The sequence below is a fragment of the Nitriliruptor alkaliphilus DSM 45188 genome (assembly GCF_000969705.1).
Taxonomy (GTDB): Bacteria; Actinomycetota; Nitriliruptoria; order Nitriliruptorales; family Nitriliruptoraceae; genus Nitriliruptor; species Nitriliruptor alkaliphilus.
Genome location: NZ_KQ033901.1, coordinates 5103734 through 5122646 on the forward strand (window position 1 = coordinate 5103734; position 18913 = coordinate 5122646).

Here is an 18913-nt window from a genome sequence, read left to right on the forward strand (position 1 = left end):
ACGCATGTCGCCAGCCGCACCTGCCAGCCGAGCCACGCCGCTCGGTGAGGACGAGCAGGTCGTGCGGGACCTGTTCCGTCGCCTCCGTTCGCCGGACGGGCTCCGCGACCCCTATCGGATCTACGGCGAGCTCCGCGAGCGGGAGGCGAGCGGCGCGTCGATCGGTCGGGTCATCGTGCGCCACGATCAGGCCACCGAGGTCCTCAGCGACCGTTCCGTCAGCTCCGAGCGCATCGAGGCGCTCGTGTCACGGCTCGAGCCCGAAGTCCGCGAGGACATCGCGGAGGTCACCGAGACCCTGTCGGCCATCGTGGCCTTCCGTGATCCACCCGGGCACACACGGGTCCGTCGGTTGCTGGCGCAGGCACTGCGTGCCCGAGCGGTCTCGCGCCAGCGCGAGGTGATCGAGCGCGCGGCCAACCGGCTGCTCGACGACCTCCTCACGGGCCGCAGGGCGGACATCCACGCGGCGTTCACCTACCCGCTGCCGGCCATGGTCGTCGCCGGCATCCTCGGCATCCCCGAGGCCGACCGTCGGCGCTTCGAACGTTGGGCCAACGACATCGTCTTCTTCGTCGGCTCCGGCGACCTCGACGAGCACCTGGCCCGCGCCACGCTCACCTCCGTCCGGGAGATGCGCGCCTACCTGACCGACCTCGTCGCCGCCCGGCGGGCGGACCCGCGGGACGACCTGCTGACCGCCATGATCGAGGCCGAGGACGACGGCACCCTCAGCGACGTGGAGATCCACGCCAACGCGCTGTTCCTGATGACGGCGGGGCACGAGACGGCCACGAACATGCTGAGCAACGGCATCCTCACCCTCCTGCGACACCCGGAGCAGCTGGCCCTGCTGCGGGAGCAGCCGGACCTCGTGGACGCCGCGACCGAGGAGATCCTGCGCTTCGAGAGTCCGGTGCAGATGACCCCGCGGCTGGCCAAGGAGGACACGGTGCTCGCCGGTCGCGAGGTCGCGGCCGGCGACCCGGTGGTCATCGTCCTCGGTGCGGCGAACCGCGACCCCGAGGCCTTCCGCGACCCCGACGAGTTCCGACTCGACCGCACGGACGGCAAACACGTCGCGTTCGCGCACGGTGCCCACTGGTGCATCGGCGGACCGCTCGCACGCGAAGAGGCGCGCATCGTCCTCCCCCTCGTGCTCGAACGTCTGCCCGAGCTCCGGTTGGCGCAGCAGGAGATCGACTGGCAGCCGACGCTCAACTTCCGCGGTCCGACGCGGCTCGAGGTCGCGTGGCGGTGACCGACTCCCTGACGCCGCTGTTCGAGCCCGAGACGATCGCCGTCTACGGCGCCTCCTCGCGCGATCCGGCTCGGCTGGGCAACCAGCTGCTGCGCAACGTGCTGGCCGGGGGCCGGGCGAGCGTGACCCCCGTCAACCCCGCCGGTGGTGTGCTGGAGGGGGCCACGGCGGTCACGAGCCTCGACCGTCCGGTCGACCTCGCGCTCATCTCGGTCCCGGCCGCCCGGGCCGTCGACGCCCTGCGCGACGCCACCGCGGCGGGAGCCGGCGCCGCCGTTGTGCTCTCCTCGGGGTTCGGTGAGGCGGGCCCCGAGGGACGCGCCGTCCAGGACGAGATGGTCGCGGTCGCCCGGGCCGCGGGCACGCGCCTGGTCGGCCCCAACTGCATGGGCGTGCTGTCGTGCCGCGGCGACGACGACTGGCTCGACGGGTCGTACTTCTGGGACGTCCCTCACACGCCCGGCGGGATCAGCTTCCTCACGCAGTCGGGAGCCTTCGGCGGCATCTTCCTGTCCGAGGTGCGGCAACGACGCGCCGGTATGGCCCGCTTCCTGTCCCTCGGGAACGCGGCGGACGTGTCCGTCACCGACGCGCTCGCGTGGCTCGGGCAGGACGAGCGCACCACCGCGATCGGGATGTTCGTGGAGTCGGTCGCGGACGGGCACCGCTTCATCGACGTCGCGCGGGAGGTCACCGCACACAAGCCGGTCGTGGCGATCAAGGCCGGCCGGAGCCGCAGCGGCGCCCGAGCCGCGGCCAGCCACACCGGTTCCATCGCCGGTGCCTACGGCGCCGTCCGGGCCGCCTTCCTGCGGGCCGGCATCACCGCCCAGACCGACACCGGCGCCTTCTTCGACCGCCTGTTCGGGACCGCCGTGGCCGCCGCCACGCCGGTCCGCCGTGTCGCCGTCGTCACCGTGTCCGGCGGGCCGGGGGTGTTGGCCGCCGATGCCGTCGAGGCTCACGGGGCCGAGCTCCCCGAACTCGACCCGGCGACGCAGGCGACCATCCGTGCGCTCGTGCCGGACTTCGCGCCGACGGGCAACCCGGTGGACCTCACGCCGCAGTGCGACCCGGCGAACATGGAGCGGGCGGTGCGGGCGGTGTACGACGCGGCCGAGATCGACGGCGTCGTACTGATCGACTGCGGCCTGGACGTGCCGGCACTCGGCGAGGCCGTGGCCCGGGCGCACGCGGCGACCGGCAAGCCCACCACCGCCTACGTCCTCGACGTCCCGCAGGTGAGCGAGCACCTGATCGCCGGTGGCGTCCCCCTGTTCCCGGCCGTCGAACGGGCGGTCGCGGCCCTGGTGGTCCCACGGGCGAGCCGGCCGGTCCGGCCGGAGGTGACGGCGTGATCGTCCTGAGCGAGTGGGAGGCGAAGCGGCGGCTCGGCGAGGGCCTCCCCGTCCCGGCCGAGCGCCTGACCACGTCGGTCGACGAGGCGATCGCCTTCGCGACCGAGCACGCGCCGGCGCACGTGGTCGCGAAGGCATCCGGCGTCGCCCACAAGACCGAAGGCGGCCTGGTCCGCCTGGGCCTCGACGTCGACGGTGTGGCCGCGTGCTGGTCAGAACTCGCCGCCGCCGGTGACGGCCAGGTACTCGTCGCCGAGCAGGTCAGGGGCGAGTACGAGCTGCTCGTCGGCGGGCTCCGCGACGACGTCTTCGGGCCCGTCGTGTCGGTCGGCGTGGGCGGGGTGACGGCCGAGCTCGACCCGGACGTCGCGTTCTGCCTCGCGCCGCCGCTACCGGGTGAGCTCGATGCCGCGCTCGGCCAGCTCCGAGCGGCTCCGCTGCTCGACGGCTTCCGCGGCGGGCCCCCGCTCGATCGCGGCGCGTTCGCCGAGCTCGTCGCCGCCGTCGCCCGGGTGCTCGAGGACCCGGCCGTCACCGAGATCGACTGCAACCCCGTCGTGGTCCGGGGCGGCCTCCCGGTGGTCCTCGACGCGCTCGTGGTGCTCGGCGATCCAGACCACGCCACCCCCGTCACGGAGGACCGACCATGACCGTCACCGACCGGCGGCGCTCGTCCGCGGACGCCGACGTGGACGTCGACGCCGAGCTGCGGTGGACGGTCCAGCACGCCTACCAGGGCGCGGCGTTCTTCCGCGACCTGCTCGACGGCGCCGGGGTGGATCCGTCGGCGTTCCGTGGTCGCGACGACCTCCGGCACCTGCCGTTCACGACCAAGGACCAGCTGCGGGCGTGCTCCCCGTGGGGGTGGACGGCCGTCCCGCTGCGCGACGTCGTACGCATCCACAGCTCCTCGGGCACGACCGGCAAGCGCACCATCTGTACCTACACGGCCGCCGACATCGAGTCGTGGACCGCGCAGTTCGCCCGCTGCTACGAGTACGCCGGCGTCGGTCCCAGCGACCGCGTGCAGCTCGCCGTCGGCTACGGGATGTGGACCGCCGGCATCGGCTTCCAGACGGGTGCGGAACGCGTCGGTGCCATGGCCATCCCCACCGGACCTGGGGACACCGCGCTGCAGATGACGGCCATCCGTGAGCTCGGGACGACGGTCCTCGGCGCCACCGCGAGCTTCGCCCTGCTGCTGGCTGAACTGGTGGAGCGCGAGTCGCTCCGTGAGCACATCGACCTGCGCGTCGGCATCTTCGGTTCCGAGCGCTGGGGCGAGGCCACCCGCCGACGGATCGAGGAACGGCTCGGCATCGAGACCTTCGACATCTACGGGCTGACCGAGCTGTGGGGGCCGGGGGTCGGTATCGAGTGCTCCCGTCACGATGGCATCCACGTGTGGTCCGATCACTACCTCGTGGAGATCGTCGATCCCGACACCCTCGCGCCCGTCCCCGACGGGGAGCCCGGCGAGCTGATCCTCACGACCTTCCGGAAGGAGGGCACGCCACTGCTCCGCTACCGGACCCGCGACGTGTCGCGGATCCTGCCCGGACCGTGCGCGTGCGGGAGCCCGCATCCGCGCATCGCCCGGCTCACCGGACGGACCGACGATGCGATCAAGGTCCGTGGCGTGCTGCTCCTGCCCGCGCAGATCGACCTCGTGCTCGGTGATCTCGGCGACAGCCTCTCCGGTGAGTTCCAGGTCCACGTCACGCGCGACGCCGCCGGGCGCGACGAGGTGCAGCTCGTGGTCGAGGCGGGCGACGACGCCGGCCTCGGGGCGGTGCTGGCCGATCGGCTCCGCCACGCGGTGGGGCTGCGCTTCGCGGTCGAGGTCGTGCCGATCGGCCACCTGCCCCGCTCCGAGCGCAAGACGAAGCGCGTGTTCGATCATCGTGAGGAGGGCTCGTGAACGACGATGCCGTGACGTCTGTCGCCGAACTGCTGTGGGAGGCCACCCGGTCCCGCCTGCCCGTCGCCCCGGTCCGTGACGCGCTGCCCGCGGGCGACCTGACCGCCGCGTACGCGGTGCAGCAACGCAACGTGGCCCGGGTGATCGACGAACTCGGATGGCGACCGAACGGTCGCAAGATCGGGCTCACCTCACCGGCGGTGCAGCAGCAGCTCGGCGTGGACCAACCGGACTACGGCACGCTGTTCGCGGAGCTGACCTACGGCGACGGTGAACCGGTGCCTGCGGGCTCGCTGCTCCAGGCACGGATCGAGGCCGAGGTCGCCCTCGTGCTCGGCGACGAGTTGACCGTCGACCAGCCGACCGTCGCCGATGTCGTCCGTGCGACGGCCTACGCCGTTCCGGCGCTCGAGATCGTCGATTCGCGCATCCGCGGGTGGGATCTGTCCATCGTCGACACGATCGCGGACAACGCTTCGCACGGCGCCGTCGTCCTCGGCACCCACCCACGCCCCTTGTCCGAGGTGGATCTGCAGAAGGTCCGCATGCGCATGTGCATCGGGACGGAGCAGGTCTCCAGCGGGTGCGGCGCCGACTGCCTCGGCAACCCGCTCGTGGCGGCGACCTGGCTCGCGCGGACCATGGTCGCCCAGGGGACGCCGCTGCGGGCGGGCGACATCGTCCTGACGGGGGCGCTCGGTCCCATGTCGCCCGTCGTGCCGGGCGCCGATGTCCGTGCCGAGATCGAGGGTCTCGGCAGCATCCACACCCGTGTCATCGAGGAGGCACCGTGACACTCATCGAACCGCTTCGCAAGGTCAGAGCCCGCTACCGCAACGGTGGCCGCCGCGGCCCCGATGCGCGCGTGGACGCCGCCCTCGTCACCGGATTCGTGGTCGGGATGTACCTGCTGCGCCGACAGCTCGGCCGAGCCGCGACCGAGCGCACGGGCACCTGGGTCGGGACGATCAGGTGAACCTGGACGTCACGCTCGACCGGGCGCTCGCGTCCATCGACCGCGAGCGGCTCGCCGAGGTCGTCGCCGGCCTCGTGGAGGTGCCGTCACCGACGGGGTACGAACGGCCGCTCGCCGAACAGCTCGTCGTGACGATGCGGGACCGCGGCATCGAGGGTCACCTCCAGGTCATCGACGACCGACAGGCCAACGCGTGGGGACGGATCCGCGGTGACCGCACCGGGGAGGACCTCCTGCTCTACGCCCCGGTAGACACCTGGAACACAGGCCTGACCGAGGTCGACGTGCCGTGGGTCGGTCCCGAGCTTCGCGCCGACATGCGGCCGGTCGCCGTCCGTGAGGGTGACCGCGTCGTGGGTCTCGGCGCGATGAACCCCAAGGGGCACGCGGCGTGCAACCTCGTGGCCGCCGAGGCGATCGCCGCTGCCGAGGTCCCCCTCCGGGGCGATCTGCTCGTGGCCTTCGGCGCCGGGGGGATGCCCACGAACGCCTGGGACCAGGACCGTCCCCGTCGCAACGTCGGACACGGGGTCGGTGCCTCGTACCTCCTCGAGCAGGGGGTGTGGGCCGACCACGCGATCATCACCAAGTCGTTCTGGGGGGTCAGCGCCGAGGAGGTCGGGCTCGCGTGGCTCGACGTCACCGTGCACGGCCTGCACAGCTACGTGGGCGCGCGCCACCGCCTGCCGGACCAGAACCCCATCCTGACGGCCGCCGAACTGGTCCCGCTCGTGGACGCGTGGCTTCGCGGTTGGCCGGACCGGCACCGCAGCGGCGAGGTCGCCCCGCAGGGCAGCATCAGCGCGATCGACGGCGGGCTCGTGCGCATGCCGGCCGGCGTCCCCGCCTCGTGCCGGATGCGTGTCGACGTGCGCCTCGCCCCGGGGGTCTCACCGCTCGCCGCCCGCCGGGGACTCGCCGACCACCTCCAGGCCGCAGGCGTGGACCCAGGGGTCGTCGAGGTGGAGCTCGCCCTCGGGATCGCCGGGTCGCGCACCCCCGAAGACGCGCCGATCATCCGTGACACCGTCGCAGCGTGGGAGGCCGTCACCGGCGAGCGCCGGGTCGCTCCGCTCGACCAGTCCGGCGCGACGGATGCGAACATCCTGCGCAACCGGGGCATCCCGACGGCTCGGGTCGGTCTGCCCAAGGCCGTCGTCGACGGCCGCGAGGTGGACTTCGCAGCCGGTATGAACACCGTGGACCTCGGGGCGATGGAACGGCTCACGCAGCTGTTGGTCCGGGCCGCGGTGGCGCTGTGTACGAGGCCACGGGACAACGACCGTTGATGGGCATCGACCGGCGGCCGGCGTACGTGGACACCGAGGTGGGGCGGGTCCACCTGGTGGCCGCTGGACCCGCGGATGGTGAGCCGGTGTTCCTGCTCCACCAGACACCACGCTCCTGCGACGAGTACCGCGAGGTCCTCGGCGTGCTCGGTCGACACCGCCGTTGCCTCGCCCTCGACACCCTCGGCTACGGCGCGTCGGCGCCGCCCGTGGAGCACACCATCGAGGCCTACGCGGCTGGGGTACTGGCGGTCGCTGCGGCCCTCGGTGTCGACCGGTTCGACGTCGTGGGCCACCACACCGGCGGTGCGGTGGCCGTCGAGGTGGCGGCGTCGGCACCCGCGCAGGTGCGTCGTCTCGTGCTCTCGTCGACCTCGTACATCGATGCCGCCGCCCGCGCGGCCCGACAGGCGCGGCCCCACGCGCTCGACGCCTACACCTCGCAGGACGACGGCAGCCACCTCCTGACGCTGTGGCGTGGCCGCGAGCCCTACTACCCGGCCGGACATCCCCGGCTGCGCGACCGGTACCTGCGCGACGCCCTGCGCGCCGACGACCCCGCCGCCGGCCACCGAGCCGTCGCCCACTACGAGATGGAGCGCCGGTTGCCCCTCGTGACGGCGCCGACGTGGTGCGTCGTCCACGAACAGGACCCGCACGCGATGCCCTCGCAGCCCCGCCTCGTCGAGGCGCTGGGCGCCGAGGTGTTACCGATACCCGACGGGCACGTTCCGCTCGAGTACACAGCGGACGCGTTCGCGGCGGCGTTGCTGCCCGTGCTCGCCGCCGGGTGACGACGCGGCGCCGTCACGCCCCGTCGTCGGCGCCTTCGCCCGACCGGGTCGCATCCGACCCGACGGGCCCGGGCGGCGGGGTGCCAGGGTCGACGCCCGTCCGCAGGATCGCGGCGACACGCGTCGCGATCTCGAGGAGGCGACGATCACGGTGCTCCGGTCCGTCGAGCAGCAGCCCGACCGGCAGACCTTCCGCGTCGAGACCGGCGGGGACCGAGACGCTCGGGACCCCGGCGACGCTGCTGGGACTGGTGTTGCGGGTGAGGGCGGGGAAGGCGTCGTGCTCACCGCTCGGAAGGCGGACCGTCTCGGTCGCATCCCGCGGCGGCGGCGGCGTCGGCACGGCCGGCATGACGATCGCATCGAGACCGTGCTGCTCGAAGAGGTCGGCGTACGCGTGACGCAGTCGGTGGCGGTGTACGTGCAGCGCCTCGTGGTACGCCCCCGCGTCCACCGGCTCGGACGCGATCCCGCCCAGCAGGTCGCGGACGTCGGGCGACGCGACGCGTTCCGCGAGCCATTCGATCGGATGCCGGTCGCCAGCGGCCCTCGCGAACCGGGCGACGAGTTCGCGTTCGATCTCGTAGCGCGCGATCACGAAACCCGCACGCTGGTCGTGGCACGCGAGTTCCTCGGCATCGATCGGGACGAGGTCCACCCCGGCCTGTCGGAGTGCCGCCCGTGCCGTCGCGAAGACGCGGGCGATGGCCGGGTCGACGTCGACGACGAGCGACGATCCCTCCGGGATGCCGAGACGGATCCGTGCCGGATCGTCCGCGGTGTCGTCCCGGCATCCGGGGGTCGCGAGCACCTCGTCGAGTACGAGCAGGAGCCGTGGATCTCGAGCGATGGTCCCCACGGTGTCCCGTGTCGCGGACAACGTGAGCACGCCGCCCATCGGGTACCGGCCCGTTGTCGGCCGGAACCCCGCGACGCCGCAGAACGCGGCCGGGATCCGGCAGGATCCGCCCGTGTCGGTGCCGAGCGCGAACGGGACCAGCCCCACGGATACGGCGATGGCGCTCCCCGAACTCGAACCACCGGCCACGCGCGTCGGGTCGTACGGGTTGGCGGACCCGCCGTTGCCGGCGTGCTCGCCGGTCACCCCGAAGCAGAGCTCGTGGAGGTTCGCCTTCCCCACGAGTTGCGCGCCCGCTCGTCGGAGTCGTCGGACGACGTCGGCATCCCGGGCCGGTCGTCGATCGTGCAGCACCGACGTCCCCCACGTCGTCGGGAGGTCCTCGGTGTCGATGTTGTCCTTCGCGACGAAGGTCGCACCGGCGAGTGGGGCGGGTCCTGCCGTCGGTTCGGACGGCGACGGTGCCTGGGTTGCGAGCAACGCACCGAGCTGTGCGGCGCGGCCATGAGCATCGTGGTCGGCCAGATCTACCGCGGGTCCGCCCTCGGGCTCGAAGGTCACGGTGCGCCGGCTCCGAGTCGGTCGAGCAGGTGCTCGGCCTCCTGCGACATCCGCTGTACGACGTCTCCGGCGCTCGGGACGTCGGTGATCATCCCGACGCCCTGTCCGGCGAGCAGCGGCATCTGCGAGACGTCACCCTCGCTCTCCCGCGTGGGGACGAAGTTCGTGAACCGGGGCATGGGGGCCTCCATGCCCATGAACCGCCACGTTCCGATCCGGGGTTGGTCGTCCAGCGACGTCGGCCACGAGTCCGGTGCATCGTGGAAGTCGTGCACGATGGCGTTGCGCAGGACGCGCATCGGGTTGAAGGCCGGGTCGTCGGGGCCGAACAACGAGGTTCGCACCGTCTCGGTCCCGGCCGAGGCGACGATCTGGTCCTTGTACTCCTCGTGGACGAAGGCCTCACGCGTGGCGACGAGACGCGTCCCGACCCACGCGCCAGCCGCTCCCAGCGCGAGGCTCGCCGCGAGCCCGCGCCCGTCCGAGATGCCGCCGGACGCCAGGACGGGCACCGGTGCGACCGCGTCGACGATCGTGGGTGTCTGCACGAAGGTGGGGAGTGCAGCGAAGTTGTGCCCTCCCGCTTCCGTGCCCTGCGCGACGATGACGTCGATGCCGTCGCCGACGGCGCGACGCGCGTCCTCGACCGTGCCCACCTGCTCCCACACGTCGCAGCCGGCGGCGTGCAACTGGTCGATCCACCGCGTCGGCGGGTGCCCCCAGTGGAACGACACGATGGGAACCCTGCGCTCGGCGCAGACCGCGATGTGCGCGTCGTCGGTGAAGATCGTGATGAAGTTGACGTTGAACGGCAGGTCCCCACAACCGGCCGCGATCCCGTCGATGAGCTGCCCGACCGCCTCGGGAGGCAGCTTGCCGACCCCGAGCGACCCGATGCCACCGGCTCGTGTGACGGCGACGGCCAGGTCCGGCGTCATCCCGGCGAACGCCATCCCCGCCGCGGCGATCGGATGGACGACGCCGTACCGCTCCGTCAGGGCGGTGCGCAGGCTCATGTCAGCTCCCGGGAGTCGAGACCAGGGCATCGTGGCCGCATCTCCCGGTGGCGTCGTGGTGCTCCACGCAGCCGGCTCGCGCCTACCGCCACACCCCGGCATCGAGCTTCCGCCGGGCGCGGTAGTAGGAGGAGACATCGCAGAACCCGGCGCCGTGCGCGGCCTCCAGGACGGTGCAGCCGGTCTCGGCACGAGTGAGCGCCACGGTCCGGAGCCTGGCGAGCCGGAGGTGCTGACCGAAGGTCATGCCGGTCGGTGCGAGCGAGGCGTGGAGCGTCCGTTCGGAGATCCCGAGATGGTGGGCGACCGCGGTCGCATCGAGGTCGGGGTCGCGATGGCGTGCACGGATCTCCAGGAGGAGGCGCACCGTCCGATCGGTATCGACGTTGGCGGCGGTCGCGCCGTCCGAGACGGCGGTTCGCAGGAGGGCCGTGATGTGCGCCAACGCCATCATCGATGCGGGCGCCGCGCTGTCAGCGTCCCACTGGTCGACGGCGGCCACGACGTACGGACGGAGGATGGCGGTCAGTGGTGACGCCGGTAGCACACGGCCGTGGAGCCGGTCCGACGGTCCCAGCGTCTCGCGGACGTACCAGTTGGGCAGCCGGATGCACGCCTGCTCGAAGTCGGAACCGAACGTCATCCGGTAGTGCTGTTCGGCGTGCAGCAACACCGCGTCGCCCGCACGCAAGACGCGCTGCTCATCCGCCAGCGTGACCGCCGACGTGCCGTGGATCTGGAGGTTGACGAACCAGGACCCTTCGAGCTGGTCGCCGTCTGCCGGATCCCGGACGACCTCCTGTGGCGCGGCGCGGATCCGCGACATCGTGGCGACGCTGATGGTCCGTGTGTCGACACGGCCACGGAACGGCTGGTCGCGCTGACCGAGCAGGCGAGGCCGCAGCGGCACGAAGGTCCGGCAGATCTCCTCGCGCCAGTACGCGAACGCATCCCCCGCGTCCACGTCGACCGTCGACCACGTGCGTACGCCCGAGGCGCCGGCATGGTCCGCCATGAGCGGTCTCTCCTGTGCGGCGCGGACGGTAGCAGCGTGGTGTCCTGCCGGGGCTGGATCGGACGACCGGTGGAGCGCGCCCCCGGCCCTCGTGTGGCGTTGTCGGCGACCGGTTCGCGCGATCCGCCGCGACGTCGCTCGCCCCGGAGGCCAACGTGAACCGTGCGGCCGTTGCCACGGCGATACGACCCGGAGGGCGGCAGATGGGAACCATCTTGGTGACGGGCGCGACGGGTCGCGTCGGCTCGGCACTCCTGCCCCGACTGCGAGGGATGGAGCACCGGGTCATCGCCATTACGCGCCGACCGGCAGCGCTGCCCGGGCTCCGCGGGCGAGGGGCCGAAGCCGTCGTCGCAGACCTACGGCAACCGCGAGCACTGTGCGACCTGCTGGCCGAGGTGGATGCCGTCTTCCTGTCGACGCCCGACGCGCCCGATCAGGACCGACTCGAGGCGGCGGTCATCGCGGCCGCGGGGACGAGCGGGGAACCCCACGTCGTGAAGCTGTCGGCCCAGTCCGCTGGCCTCCTGCCGCCGCGCAGCTTCGGCGTCTACCACCGGCGCTCGGAGGAGGCGCTGGAGGCGAGCGGCCTGCCGTACACGATCCTCCGGCCGACCCTCTTCCTACAGTCGCTCCTGCTTTTCGCTCGCGACGTCGCGCGGCGACGGAAGCTCATCGCGCCTGCTGGCGCCGGGCGGATCGCCATGGTCGACGTCGACGACGTCGCCGCGGCTGCTGCGGTCGCGTTGGGCACCCGCGATCATCGCGGACGGATCTACACGCTGACCGGACCGGCGGCCCACAGCTTCTCGGACGTGGCGAGCCAGTTGTCGGACGAGTTGGGCCACCGCGTCGGCTACGTGAGTCCGCCGCCGCTCGTGGCCCGAGTGATGTTGCCGATCGCGATGAAGATGCCACGGTGGCAGGCGAAGCTCGTGGTCGATCTGTTCGACGCGCTTCGCACCGGGGCACAGGAGATGGTGAGCGGCGATGTCGCGACGCTGACCGGACGGCCGGCAGCGCCGCTCGACAACTTCGTCCGGGCGAACATCGCGGCGTTCCGTTGATCGAGGGCGCGCTCGCAGACACGACTGCCGTGGGACGCCACGTCGAGCCAGCGGCGCGGTGATCGGCACGCCGGAGGGGCGCGTGGTCGGCGTCCACGTCGGCGTGCCTCGGACCATCCAGCCCGAGCACGGACGAGCCTGGACGAGTGCCGTCTTCAAGGATCCGGTCGCCGGTCCGGTCGTCGTGACGCCGGACGGTCTCGAGGGTGACGAGCAGGCGGATCGGCGCGTGCACGGCGGCCCTGACAAGGCGGTCTGTGCCTACCCGGCGCTGCACTACGGCTCCTGGGAGCGCCGCCTCGGCCTGGGGCTCGGGCCCGGCGCGTTCGGCGAGAACATCACCGTCGACGGTCTCGATGAAGCGGACGTCTGCATCGGTGACCGCCACAGGCTCGGCACCGCCCTCGTCGAGGTGTCCCAGCCCCGCAGCCCCTGCCACAAGATCGCCCGCCGCTGGGAGGTCCACGATCTCGCGGCGCAGTTCCAGGGCTCCGGCTGGACGGGCTGGTACTGGCGGGTCATCGCGGGTGGGACCGTGGCGGTCGGCCACGGCGTTCGGTTGGTGGACCGGCCACACCCCGGCCTCACGGTCGCCGAGGTCAACGTTGCGCGATGGCATGCGCCGACGACGCCCGCGATGACCGCTCGGCTCGCCGCGACCGCCGAGCTGGCAGACGGTTGGCGCCGGCGGTTCGCTGCGCCCTCCGCCCCGTGAACGCGGTGGCGACCGTCGTAGCGGACCGAGGACCGGTCCGATGAGCGGACCGGAGGCGTCGTCATCCGCCGACCGAGCGTGCTAAGAGGGGTCAACTCCGGGGGAGGAGGCTCGAGTGAGCGGCTCACCGACGCTGCTGGATGGCCCGATCCCCGAGCAGGGACGGCCACGGTTCGACTGGTGGCGTGAGGAGGTCCTGGATCGGTTCCTCCCCCTCGACGTCACCGCTGTCGATGCGAGCCGGTTCACCGCGCGGATCAGTGACGTGACGATCGGCGACATGGCCGTCGTCGGCATCGATGCTGACCCGCAACACGTCCGTCGTGGCCGGCGAGAGGTCGCCCGGAGCGAAGGTGGCGACTGGTACCTGCTGGTTCAGGAGGCGGGTTCAGCCGTCGTCCACGCAGGTGACAGGTCCGTGGAGATGAGCCCTGGCGACGTGGTGGTGCTCGACACGGCGCAGCCGTACGTCCTGGACTTCCCGGCCCACTTCAGACAGACCTGCGTGGTCATCCCGCGTGCGTGGCTCGATACGTCGACCGATCGCAGGCACGGTGCCGCGCTGCCGCGGGATGCCCCCGCGACGCGCGCGATGAGAGACCTGTGCCAGGTCGTGGCACGGCACGGTCCCGACCTGCCCGTGGCGACGTCCAGACACCTGATCGAGGCGATGGTCGACGTCTGCCGCGCGGCGTTGACACCGGTATCGCCAACGTCACTGCGCGAGTCGCGGTTGCAGGCACTCCTGCACGTCATAGGCGTCGGAAGCGCCGACCCAGGCTTCGCGCCGGCCGCCGCCGCTCGGGAGATGTCCCTCTCGATCCGCTACGTGCACGAGTTGCTCAAGCCGACCGGACGCTCGTTCGGGGAGCACGTGCGGGATGTTCGACTCGATCGCGCGGTGAGGATGCTGACGACTCCTGCCATGGGGGACGTGACCATCGCCGAGATCGCCTACCGCGCCGGCTTCAGCGATGTCAGCACGTTCAACCGTGCTGTGCATCAGCGGTACCGCACCACCCCCAGCGCGATCCGAAGTCGTGCACGGACGGCAAGTTCGACTGCGCCTCACGCCTAGAGCCGCGACGCTCCCCTTCATAGCGTGACCGGAGGAAGCCTCTCGTCACCCAAGGAGCCGAGCTGTGGTCGACTACAACACGACAATGAAGGTGGGCGCCGTCCAGGCGGAGCCGGTGTGGCTGGACGCAGCAGCGACGGTGGAGAAGTCGCGGGAGCTGATCGCCCAGGCAGCCAACGACGGCGTCGAGCTCCTGGCCTTCGCAGAGACGTGGATCCCCGGGTACCCGTTCTGGATCTGGCTCGACGCCCCAGCGGCCGGGATGCCCCTCGTCGGCAGGTACCACGCCAACTCGATGACGCGTGACGACGAGCACATGCGTGCGCTCCAGGACGCGGCCCGCACCCACAACATCAGCCTCGTCGTCGGGCTCAGCGAGCGGAACGCCGGGACGCTGCACATGTCGCAGGCGCTCATCAACGCCGACGGCGAGTTGGTTCGCCTCCGTCGCAAGCTCCGCCCGACGCACGTCGAGCGGACGATCTTCGGTGACGGCGACGGATCCGACCTCGCGGTCGTGGACATGGCCGGCGCCCGGGTCGGAGCGTTGTGCTGCTGGGAGCACCTGCAGCCGTTGGTCAGGATGGCCATGTACGGGCAGCACGAGCAGGTCCACGTCGCGTCCTGGCCGAGCTTCGGGCTCTACCGCGGCATGGCGTTCGCACTCGGACCGGAAGTCAACATGGCTGCCTCGAGGATGTACGCCGCAGAGGGCCAGTGCTTCGTGATCGCTGCCACGCAGGTCGTCGGCGAAGCCGCCTACGAGGTCTTCGGGGACGACGAACGCACCCGTTCGTTCCTCCAGCCCGGTGGTGGGTATTCGATGATCTTCGGCCCGGATGGTCGCGAGCTCGCCGAGGGCCTGGACGAGACCGCCGAAGGCATCGTGACGGCGGACATCGATCTCGCGATGATCCCCCTGGCCAAGAACGCCGGCGACCCGGTGGGACATTACGGGCGCCCCGACATCCTCAGGATGTTCGTCTCGTCGGAACCGCGGTCCGTCGTCACGATCGGCGAACAGCGGCACGACGCTGCCGGCGAGTCTCACCACGTGGCATCGGTCCCAGAGGTCAGCCTCCTCCCGGAGATCGGGAACGGGATCGCCGAGGCGCGCTCATGAAGCTGCGGCCAGCCGACTTCGAGAACCCGTACGCCGCCTACAGCTGCGAGTTGTCGTCGGAACTCACGTCGCCCACGTTGCTGCAGTTGGGGCTGCAGCACCGGGCTGACGGTGCTGCCGCGCCAGCGCTGGCGGAGCTGGACCGACTGTTGCGCGACGACGCCGTTGGCCACGGCGTGCCCGTGAGGGTCGAGGCCGCCTCGTTCACCGACGCCGCGGGGTACGGGAACCAGATGCGGTTGGCCTACTTCCGCTCCCGGGAGGACCACGACGCGTGGTGGGCAGACCCTGGCGTCAGCTCATGGTGGACCGGTGTGCCCGAGGACATCGGTGCGTTCCGGGAGGTCCTGACCTCCTCCCTGGACACGATGGAAACGTCGTACTCGACACCGGAGGCACGGTGGGGACTTGCCCAGCTCTACCCGAAGCGCCTCGATCGACACCACAGCTACAACGGTGCCATGCGCGACCGGATCGCTGCGGCTGAGGATGGCGGCCTGGCTGCCCGCGTCAACGGGGTCGGGCGAGCCGCGGGTGCCGACGGCACCCTCAGGTCCGCTCGACTCGTGCTGCCCGAGCACGCCTGCTTCATCAGGACGGTGCAGGGCTGGAAGGACTGCCCGCCCGAAGAGCGCGACTGGTTCACCGAGCGGATGTGGCCGGTCTACGAGCGGGGCGTGGCGTTCCTTCGCGACAACCCGGAGGAGTCAGGGTGCCTGAGCGCCCGCCTCGTCGGGCTCGATGATCCGGAGGACTCGGGCATCGAGGCCATGACGCTGGCGTGGTTCACCTCGCTCGAGGCGCTGGAGGCGTGGGCGCATGATCACCCGACGCACCACGCGATCCTCGGGGAGTTCGGCAAGCTCGCCGAGCACTTCCAAGGCGACGTGCACGTCGCCCTCGGGCACGAGGTCTACGTCGTCGGCGCGGGTGACGCGGAGGTGGAGTACGTGCGATGCCACCCGGGGACAGGGCTCCTCCCGGTGATCGACCCCACCTCGCAGCTGGGTGAGAGCACCCTGGTGTCGCAGGGCTCCTGACCGCCGCCAGGGACGCGCGGGAGTTCGTAGCGAGCCGCGGCCCGGGTGCGCACGCTGCGGGGGGACCCACGGCTCGGCCCGTACGCGATCGTCTGGCTGGTCGACACGCTCCAGATCGAAGCCGAGGACGTCCGGGTCGACGAGGTCAAGGGTCAGGTTGCCCTCCTGGCACGCGGTCCTCGACCTGCGTGGCCCGCACGCGGTCACCATCTGGCTGCCCCTGATGCTCGGGGTCCGCTCTGACACCGGACGGGACGCGATCGCTGCCACGGTCGAGCATCTGTGGCGCGACCGCAGCCAAGCGGCGGGGGAGGTGCTCGACGCGATCGCGGCCGTCCACCCCGACAAGCCTGTCAACGATGCCAGGGAATAGCGATCTTCGTTATCGGCGATAGGCTGGCTGCAAGCAAGCGGAGGTCGTCCTGGTGAACGTGTCGTTGACGCCGGAGCTCGAGGAGCTCATCCAGGAGCGTGTTCGAAGTGGCCGATACACGTCGGCCAGCGAGGTCGTCCGCGAAGCGCTTCGGCTCCTGCAGGATCGCGACGAGCTCCGTCGGCTGCGGATGGACGAGCTTCGGGCCAAGGTCGCGGCTGGGATCGACTCGCTCGATCGCGGAGAGGGTGTGGACGGTGATGCGGTCATCGACGAGATCCTCGGCGACGCGACCCGTACGGGTTGAGCGTGGCGTCGTTGCTCCTCTCGGCGCCGGCCGCGTCCGACCTGCGTGAGATCCACGCCTACATCGCTGCAGACGATCCCGCGGCGGCTCGCCGTATCCTCGACGATCTGCGGGACGCCATGCATCGTCTGGCGGATCTGCCGGGACTGGGTCACGTGCGCGACGATCTGGCCGACGAGACCCTGCGGGTGTGGACGGTGCATCCCTACCTGGTGATCTACCGGCCGGAGACCCGGCCGTTGCAGATCGTTCGTGTGCTCAGTGGCTACCGCGACATCGCGACGCTGCTCGAGTAGCTGAGCGCTCTTGCGGTAGCGGTCCGTGTGGATCGGTCAGCGCAGCTCGGGTAGGAGGGCGGCGGCCTCGTCGACGTCGCCGATCGCGGTGTAGCGGGTCAGCGTGGTCGCGACGCGGGCGTGGCCGAGGAACGCCTGGGTCCTGCTCGGGTGCAGGCCGGCTACGGCGAGTTGGGTGGCGACCGTGGCTCCGAAGGTCTTGAGGCTGCCATGGTCGACTCCGGCGGCGGTGCGTGCCCGGTGGAAGGCGCGGCTGGCGTTGCGCTGTTCGATCGGGCGCCCGCTGCGGGTGGTGAAGACCAGGCCGTGGACGTTGTCGGAGCCTTCGGCTGCCCGCTGCTGCTGGCGGTGGCGCCACGGGTCGAGCTCGGCGGCGACCTCGGCCCGCAGCGGGATCGTGCGCCGGGAGGAGGCGGTCTTGGGGTGGACCAGCTCCCCCCACCGGTCGAGCTGCCACACCACCGTCAATCGGGGCGGTACCGACGCCAGGTCCAGGTCGCGCCAGCGCAGCCCGCAGGCCTCCCCGATCCGCAGGCCCGTGCGGGCGAGCAGCAGGAGGATCGGGAAGAAGTGCTCGTGCCGTGCGGCCTTGAGCAGGAGCGTGAGCTCGTGGTCGGTGAACCGGTCGACGGTCGGTCGGACGTCGGCGACCCCGCCCGTAGCGGGCGACGTTGCGGATCATCCGGTCCTGCCGGACGGCGGTCGACAGCGCCGAGCGCAGCGCCGGATCGCCTGCATCCGTACATCTACGGCGTGCTCCGCGGTCGGCTGTGTTTGCGGTACTGACCTGGCGGTACGCCGGTGTGCTTCTTGAAGACGCGGTTGAAGTGGCTCTGGTCGGCGAAGCCGCAGGTCACGGCGATGTTGATGAGCGATTCGTTCGTCCGGGTCAGCAGTGTCTGGGCCCTGGCGACGCGCTGTTGGAGCACGTACTCGTAGGCCGTGGTTCCGGTGGAGACACGGAAGCGCCGGGCGAAGTGGTAACGGCTCAACCCGACTGACGAGGCAAGGTCCTCGAGCGTGATGTTCTCGCCGAGGTGCTCCTGGATGTAGTCGCGGACCACCCGTTCCTGGGGGAACGATAGACCGTCTCCGGTATGGCGTTCGCGGAAGAGCACGTGGGCGTGGCGGCGCAGGATGTGCACGGCGAGCTGACAGGACAGAGACTCGACGAGCAGCGAACTGCCGGCGCCACCGTGGGCGGCTTCCTGGGCGAGGAGCATGGCCGTTCTGTGGATGGCCGGGTCGTCCGCCTTGACCTCGTCGTGGAGTTCGACGTCCTGGACGTCTCGTTCGTACATCTGCTCGCAGGTCGCAGCGAGCTCCGCCTGCGTGAGATAGACGTGCACGACCTCGATGTCGGTGTCCCACACCCAGTGGGAATCCGCCGCGCGTGTGAGCAGTGAGACGTCGCCAGGAACGAGACGTTCTTCGAGCCACTGCCCGTCGACACGGCGCCGCATCGAGGTGGTGCCTCGGCGGTACGCGACGATCATGAAGTCGCGTATAGGGGGTACGAGGACGTCGGAGGCGGCGTAGCTATAGCCCCGGACCGAGATGCCGTCCCATCCCGAATCGGAACTGCGCACCGTGAGCTGCCCGGGCACCCAGATGGGGAGTTGTTCGGGCTCGATCACGCTCGTCATCAGCACCTCCGCGTCCGCGCGGACGGGTGAGCTGGGCGTTCGCCACTAGCGCCGACAGATGCTAGGGGCTGGGCGTGTTCTGGGAAAGGGCAATCGCACGTTCGTCCAAGGACCGCGGTGGATCGTCCAATCCTGCTCAGGGGTCGTGACCTGCGGAAGGCAGCATCGTCCAACGCTTGGTGGTGATGGTCCAAGCATTCGCGGGGTCGCGGCGACAA

General features: G+C 71.2%; 20 protein-coding genes and 1 pseudogene. 16 read left to right on the forward strand and 5 right to left on the reverse strand.

Features of this window, described 5'->3' with window-relative positions:
• The first annotated feature begins 4 nt into the window (after positions 1-4).
• Genes NITAL_RS23760 through NITAL_RS23790 form a run of 8 tightly spaced genes read left to right on the forward strand, consistent with a single transcriptional unit; the run spans position 5 to position 7599 of the window.
• On the forward strand, positions 5-1261 hold the full coding sequence (locus tag NITAL_RS23760; RefSeq protein WP_052668748.1) for a cytochrome P450: 1257 nt from the start codon (positions 5-7) through the stop codon (positions 1259-1261).
• Positions 1258-2619, forward strand: a complete 1362-nt coding sequence (locus NITAL_RS23765; protein ID WP_169786942.1) for a CoA-binding protein — start codon at positions 1258-1260, stop codon at positions 2617-2619. The genes NITAL_RS23760 and NITAL_RS23765 overlap by 4 nt, the downstream gene beginning before the upstream one ends.
• Positions 2616-3269, forward strand: coding sequence for an acetate--CoA ligase family protein (locus tag NITAL_RS23770; RefSeq protein ID WP_052668750.1), 654 nt, complete (start codon positions 2616-2618; stop codon positions 3267-3269). Before NITAL_RS23765 ends, NITAL_RS23770 begins: the two co-directional genes overlap by 4 nt.
• Positions 3266-4540, forward strand: a complete 1275-nt coding sequence (locus NITAL_RS23775; protein ID WP_052668751.1) for a phenylacetate--CoA ligase family protein — start codon at positions 3266-3268, stop codon at positions 4538-4540. Before NITAL_RS23770 ends, NITAL_RS23775 begins: the two co-directional genes overlap by 4 nt.
• Complete coding sequence (locus tag NITAL_RS23780) at positions 4537-5334, forward strand: 2-keto-4-pentenoate hydratase (RefSeq protein ID WP_211262646.1); 798 nt, start codon at positions 4537-4539, stop codon at positions 5332-5334. The genes NITAL_RS23775 and NITAL_RS23780 overlap by 4 nt, the downstream gene beginning before the upstream one ends.
• Entirely contained in the window at positions 5331-5516 is a 186-nt protein-coding gene (locus NITAL_RS28280) for a hypothetical protein (protein ID WP_169786675.1), read from the forward strand. The genes NITAL_RS23780 and NITAL_RS28280 overlap by 4 nt, the downstream gene beginning before the upstream one ends.
• Complete coding sequence (locus tag NITAL_RS23785; RefSeq protein ID WP_211262647.1) at positions 5513-6805, forward strand: M20 family metallopeptidase; 1293 nt, start codon at positions 5513-5515, stop codon at positions 6803-6805. Before NITAL_RS28280 ends, NITAL_RS23785 begins: the two co-directional genes overlap by 4 nt.
• Entirely contained in the window at positions 6805-7599 is a 795-nt protein-coding gene (locus tag NITAL_RS23790; protein ID WP_052668752.1) for an alpha/beta fold hydrolase, read from the forward strand. The genes NITAL_RS23785 and NITAL_RS23790 overlap by 1 nt, the downstream gene beginning before the upstream one ends.
• A 13-nt stretch (positions 7600-7612) precedes the next feature.
• Here the strand turns inward: NITAL_RS23790 and NITAL_RS23795 are convergent, their stop codons facing one another.
• From NITAL_RS23795 to NITAL_RS23805, 3 genes are all read right to left on the reverse strand, one after another.
• Positions 7613-9019, reverse strand: coding sequence for an amidase family protein (locus NITAL_RS23795; protein WP_052668753.1), 1407 nt, complete (start codon positions 9017-9019; stop codon positions 7613-7615).
• The gene (locus NITAL_RS23800) at positions 9016-10035 is read right to left on the reverse strand and encodes an NAD(P)H-dependent flavin oxidoreductase (protein WP_052668754.1); all 1020 of its coding nucleotides are present in this window, start codon (positions 10033-10035) and stop codon (positions 9016-9018) included. The genes NITAL_RS23795 and NITAL_RS23800 overlap by 4 nt, the downstream gene beginning before the upstream one ends.
• Positions 10036-10117: 82 nt before the next feature.
• The gene (locus NITAL_RS23805) at positions 10118-11050 is read right to left on the reverse strand and encodes an AraC family transcriptional regulator (protein WP_052668755.1); all 933 of its coding nucleotides are present in this window, start codon (positions 11048-11050) and stop codon (positions 10118-10120) included.
• 203 nt (positions 11051-11253) lie between these two features.
• Between NITAL_RS23805 and NITAL_RS23810 the strand changes: the two genes are divergently transcribed.
• From NITAL_RS23810 to NITAL_RS23845, 8 genes are all read left to right on the forward strand, one after another.
• Positions 11254-12117 (forward strand): NAD(P)H-binding protein, encoded by an 864-nt coding sequence (locus tag NITAL_RS23810; RefSeq protein ID WP_052668756.1) that lies wholly within the window; start codon positions 11254-11256, stop codon positions 12115-12117.
• 58 nt (positions 12118-12175) lie between these two features.
• Positions 12176-12832, forward strand: coding sequence for an MOSC domain-containing protein (locus tag NITAL_RS23815; protein WP_052668757.1), 657 nt, complete (start codon positions 12176-12178; stop codon positions 12830-12832).
• 115 nt (positions 12833-12947) lie between these two features.
• On the forward strand, positions 12948-13910 hold the full coding sequence (locus NITAL_RS23820) for an AraC-like ligand-binding domain-containing protein (protein WP_052668758.1): 963 nt from the start codon (positions 12948-12950) through the stop codon (positions 13908-13910).
• Positions 13911-13974: 64 nt separating this feature from the next.
• Positions 13975-15033 (forward strand): carbon-nitrogen hydrolase family protein, encoded by a 1059-nt coding sequence (locus NITAL_RS23825; protein ID WP_083441957.1) that lies wholly within the window; start codon positions 13975-13977, stop codon positions 15031-15033.
• The gene (locus NITAL_RS23830) at positions 15030-16073 is read left to right on the forward strand and encodes a phenylacetaldoxime dehydratase family protein (protein ID WP_052668759.1); all 1044 of its coding nucleotides are present in this window, start codon (positions 15030-15032) and stop codon (positions 16071-16073) included. The genes NITAL_RS23825 and NITAL_RS23830 overlap by 4 nt, the downstream gene beginning before the upstream one ends.
• A gap of 157 nt (positions 16074-16230) precedes the next feature.
• Positions 16231-16446 carry a hypothetical protein gene (locus NITAL_RS23835; protein ID WP_052668760.1) on the forward strand — a complete coding sequence of 72 codons (216 nt, stop codon included), beginning with the start codon at positions 16231-16233 and terminating at the stop codon, positions 16444-16446.
• A 52-nt stretch (positions 16447-16498) separates the two neighbouring features.
• Positions 16499-16753 (forward strand): type II toxin-antitoxin system ParD family antitoxin, encoded by a 255-nt coding sequence (locus tag NITAL_RS23840; RefSeq protein WP_052668761.1) that lies wholly within the window; start codon positions 16499-16501, stop codon positions 16751-16753.
• Positions 16754-16755: 2 nt separating this feature from the next.
• Positions 16756-17049 carry a type II toxin-antitoxin system RelE/ParE family toxin gene (locus NITAL_RS23845; protein ID WP_052668762.1) on the forward strand — a complete coding sequence of 98 codons (294 nt, stop codon included), beginning with the start codon at positions 16756-16758 and terminating at the stop codon, positions 17047-17049.
• Positions 17050-17085: 36 nt separating this feature from the next.
• Here NITAL_RS23845 and NITAL_RS23850 read toward each other — a convergent pair.
• Both NITAL_RS23850 and NITAL_RS23855 read right to left on the reverse strand, forming a co-directional pair.
• A pseudogene (locus NITAL_RS23850) lies at positions 17086-17649 on the reverse strand (tyrosine-type recombinase/integrase); the annotation flags it as partial.
• Positions 17650-17795: 146 nt separating this feature from the next.
• Complete coding sequence (locus NITAL_RS23855; RefSeq protein ID WP_157042058.1) at positions 17796-18695, reverse strand: helix-turn-helix domain-containing protein; 900 nt, start codon at positions 18693-18695, stop codon at positions 17796-17798.
• Between the last annotated feature and the right edge of the window lie 218 nt (positions 18696-18913).

Coding starts and splice junctions, on each gene's coding strand:
- NITAL_RS23760 (WP_052668748.1), top strand. CDS start 5: ATGTCGCCAGCCGCACCTGCCAGCCGAGCCACGCCGCTCGGTGAGGAC.
- NITAL_RS23775 (WP_052668751.1), top strand. CDS start 3,266: ATGACCGTCACCGACCGGCGGCGCTCGTCCGCGGACGCCGACGTGGAC.
- NITAL_RS23790 (WP_052668752.1), top strand. CDS start 6,805: ATGGGCATCGACCGGCGGCCGGCGTACGTGGACACCGAGGTGGGGCGG.
- NITAL_RS23800 (WP_052668754.1), bottom strand. CDS start 10,035: ATGAGCCTGCGCACCGCCCTGACGGAGCGGTACGGCGTCGTCCATCCG.
- NITAL_RS23805 (WP_052668755.1), bottom strand. CDS start 11,050: ATGGCGGACCATGCCGGCGCCTCGGGCGTACGCACGTGGTCGACGGTC.
- NITAL_RS23810 (WP_052668756.1), top strand. CDS start 11,254: ATGGGAACCATCTTGGTGACGGGCGCGACGGGTCGCGTCGGCTCGGCA.
- NITAL_RS23830 (WP_052668759.1), top strand. CDS start 15,030: ATGAAGCTGCGGCCAGCCGACTTCGAGAACCCGTACGCCGCCTACAGC.
- NITAL_RS23855 (WP_157042058.1), bottom strand. CDS start 18,695: ATGACGAGCGTGATCGAGCCCGAACAACTCCCCATCTGGGTGCCCGGG.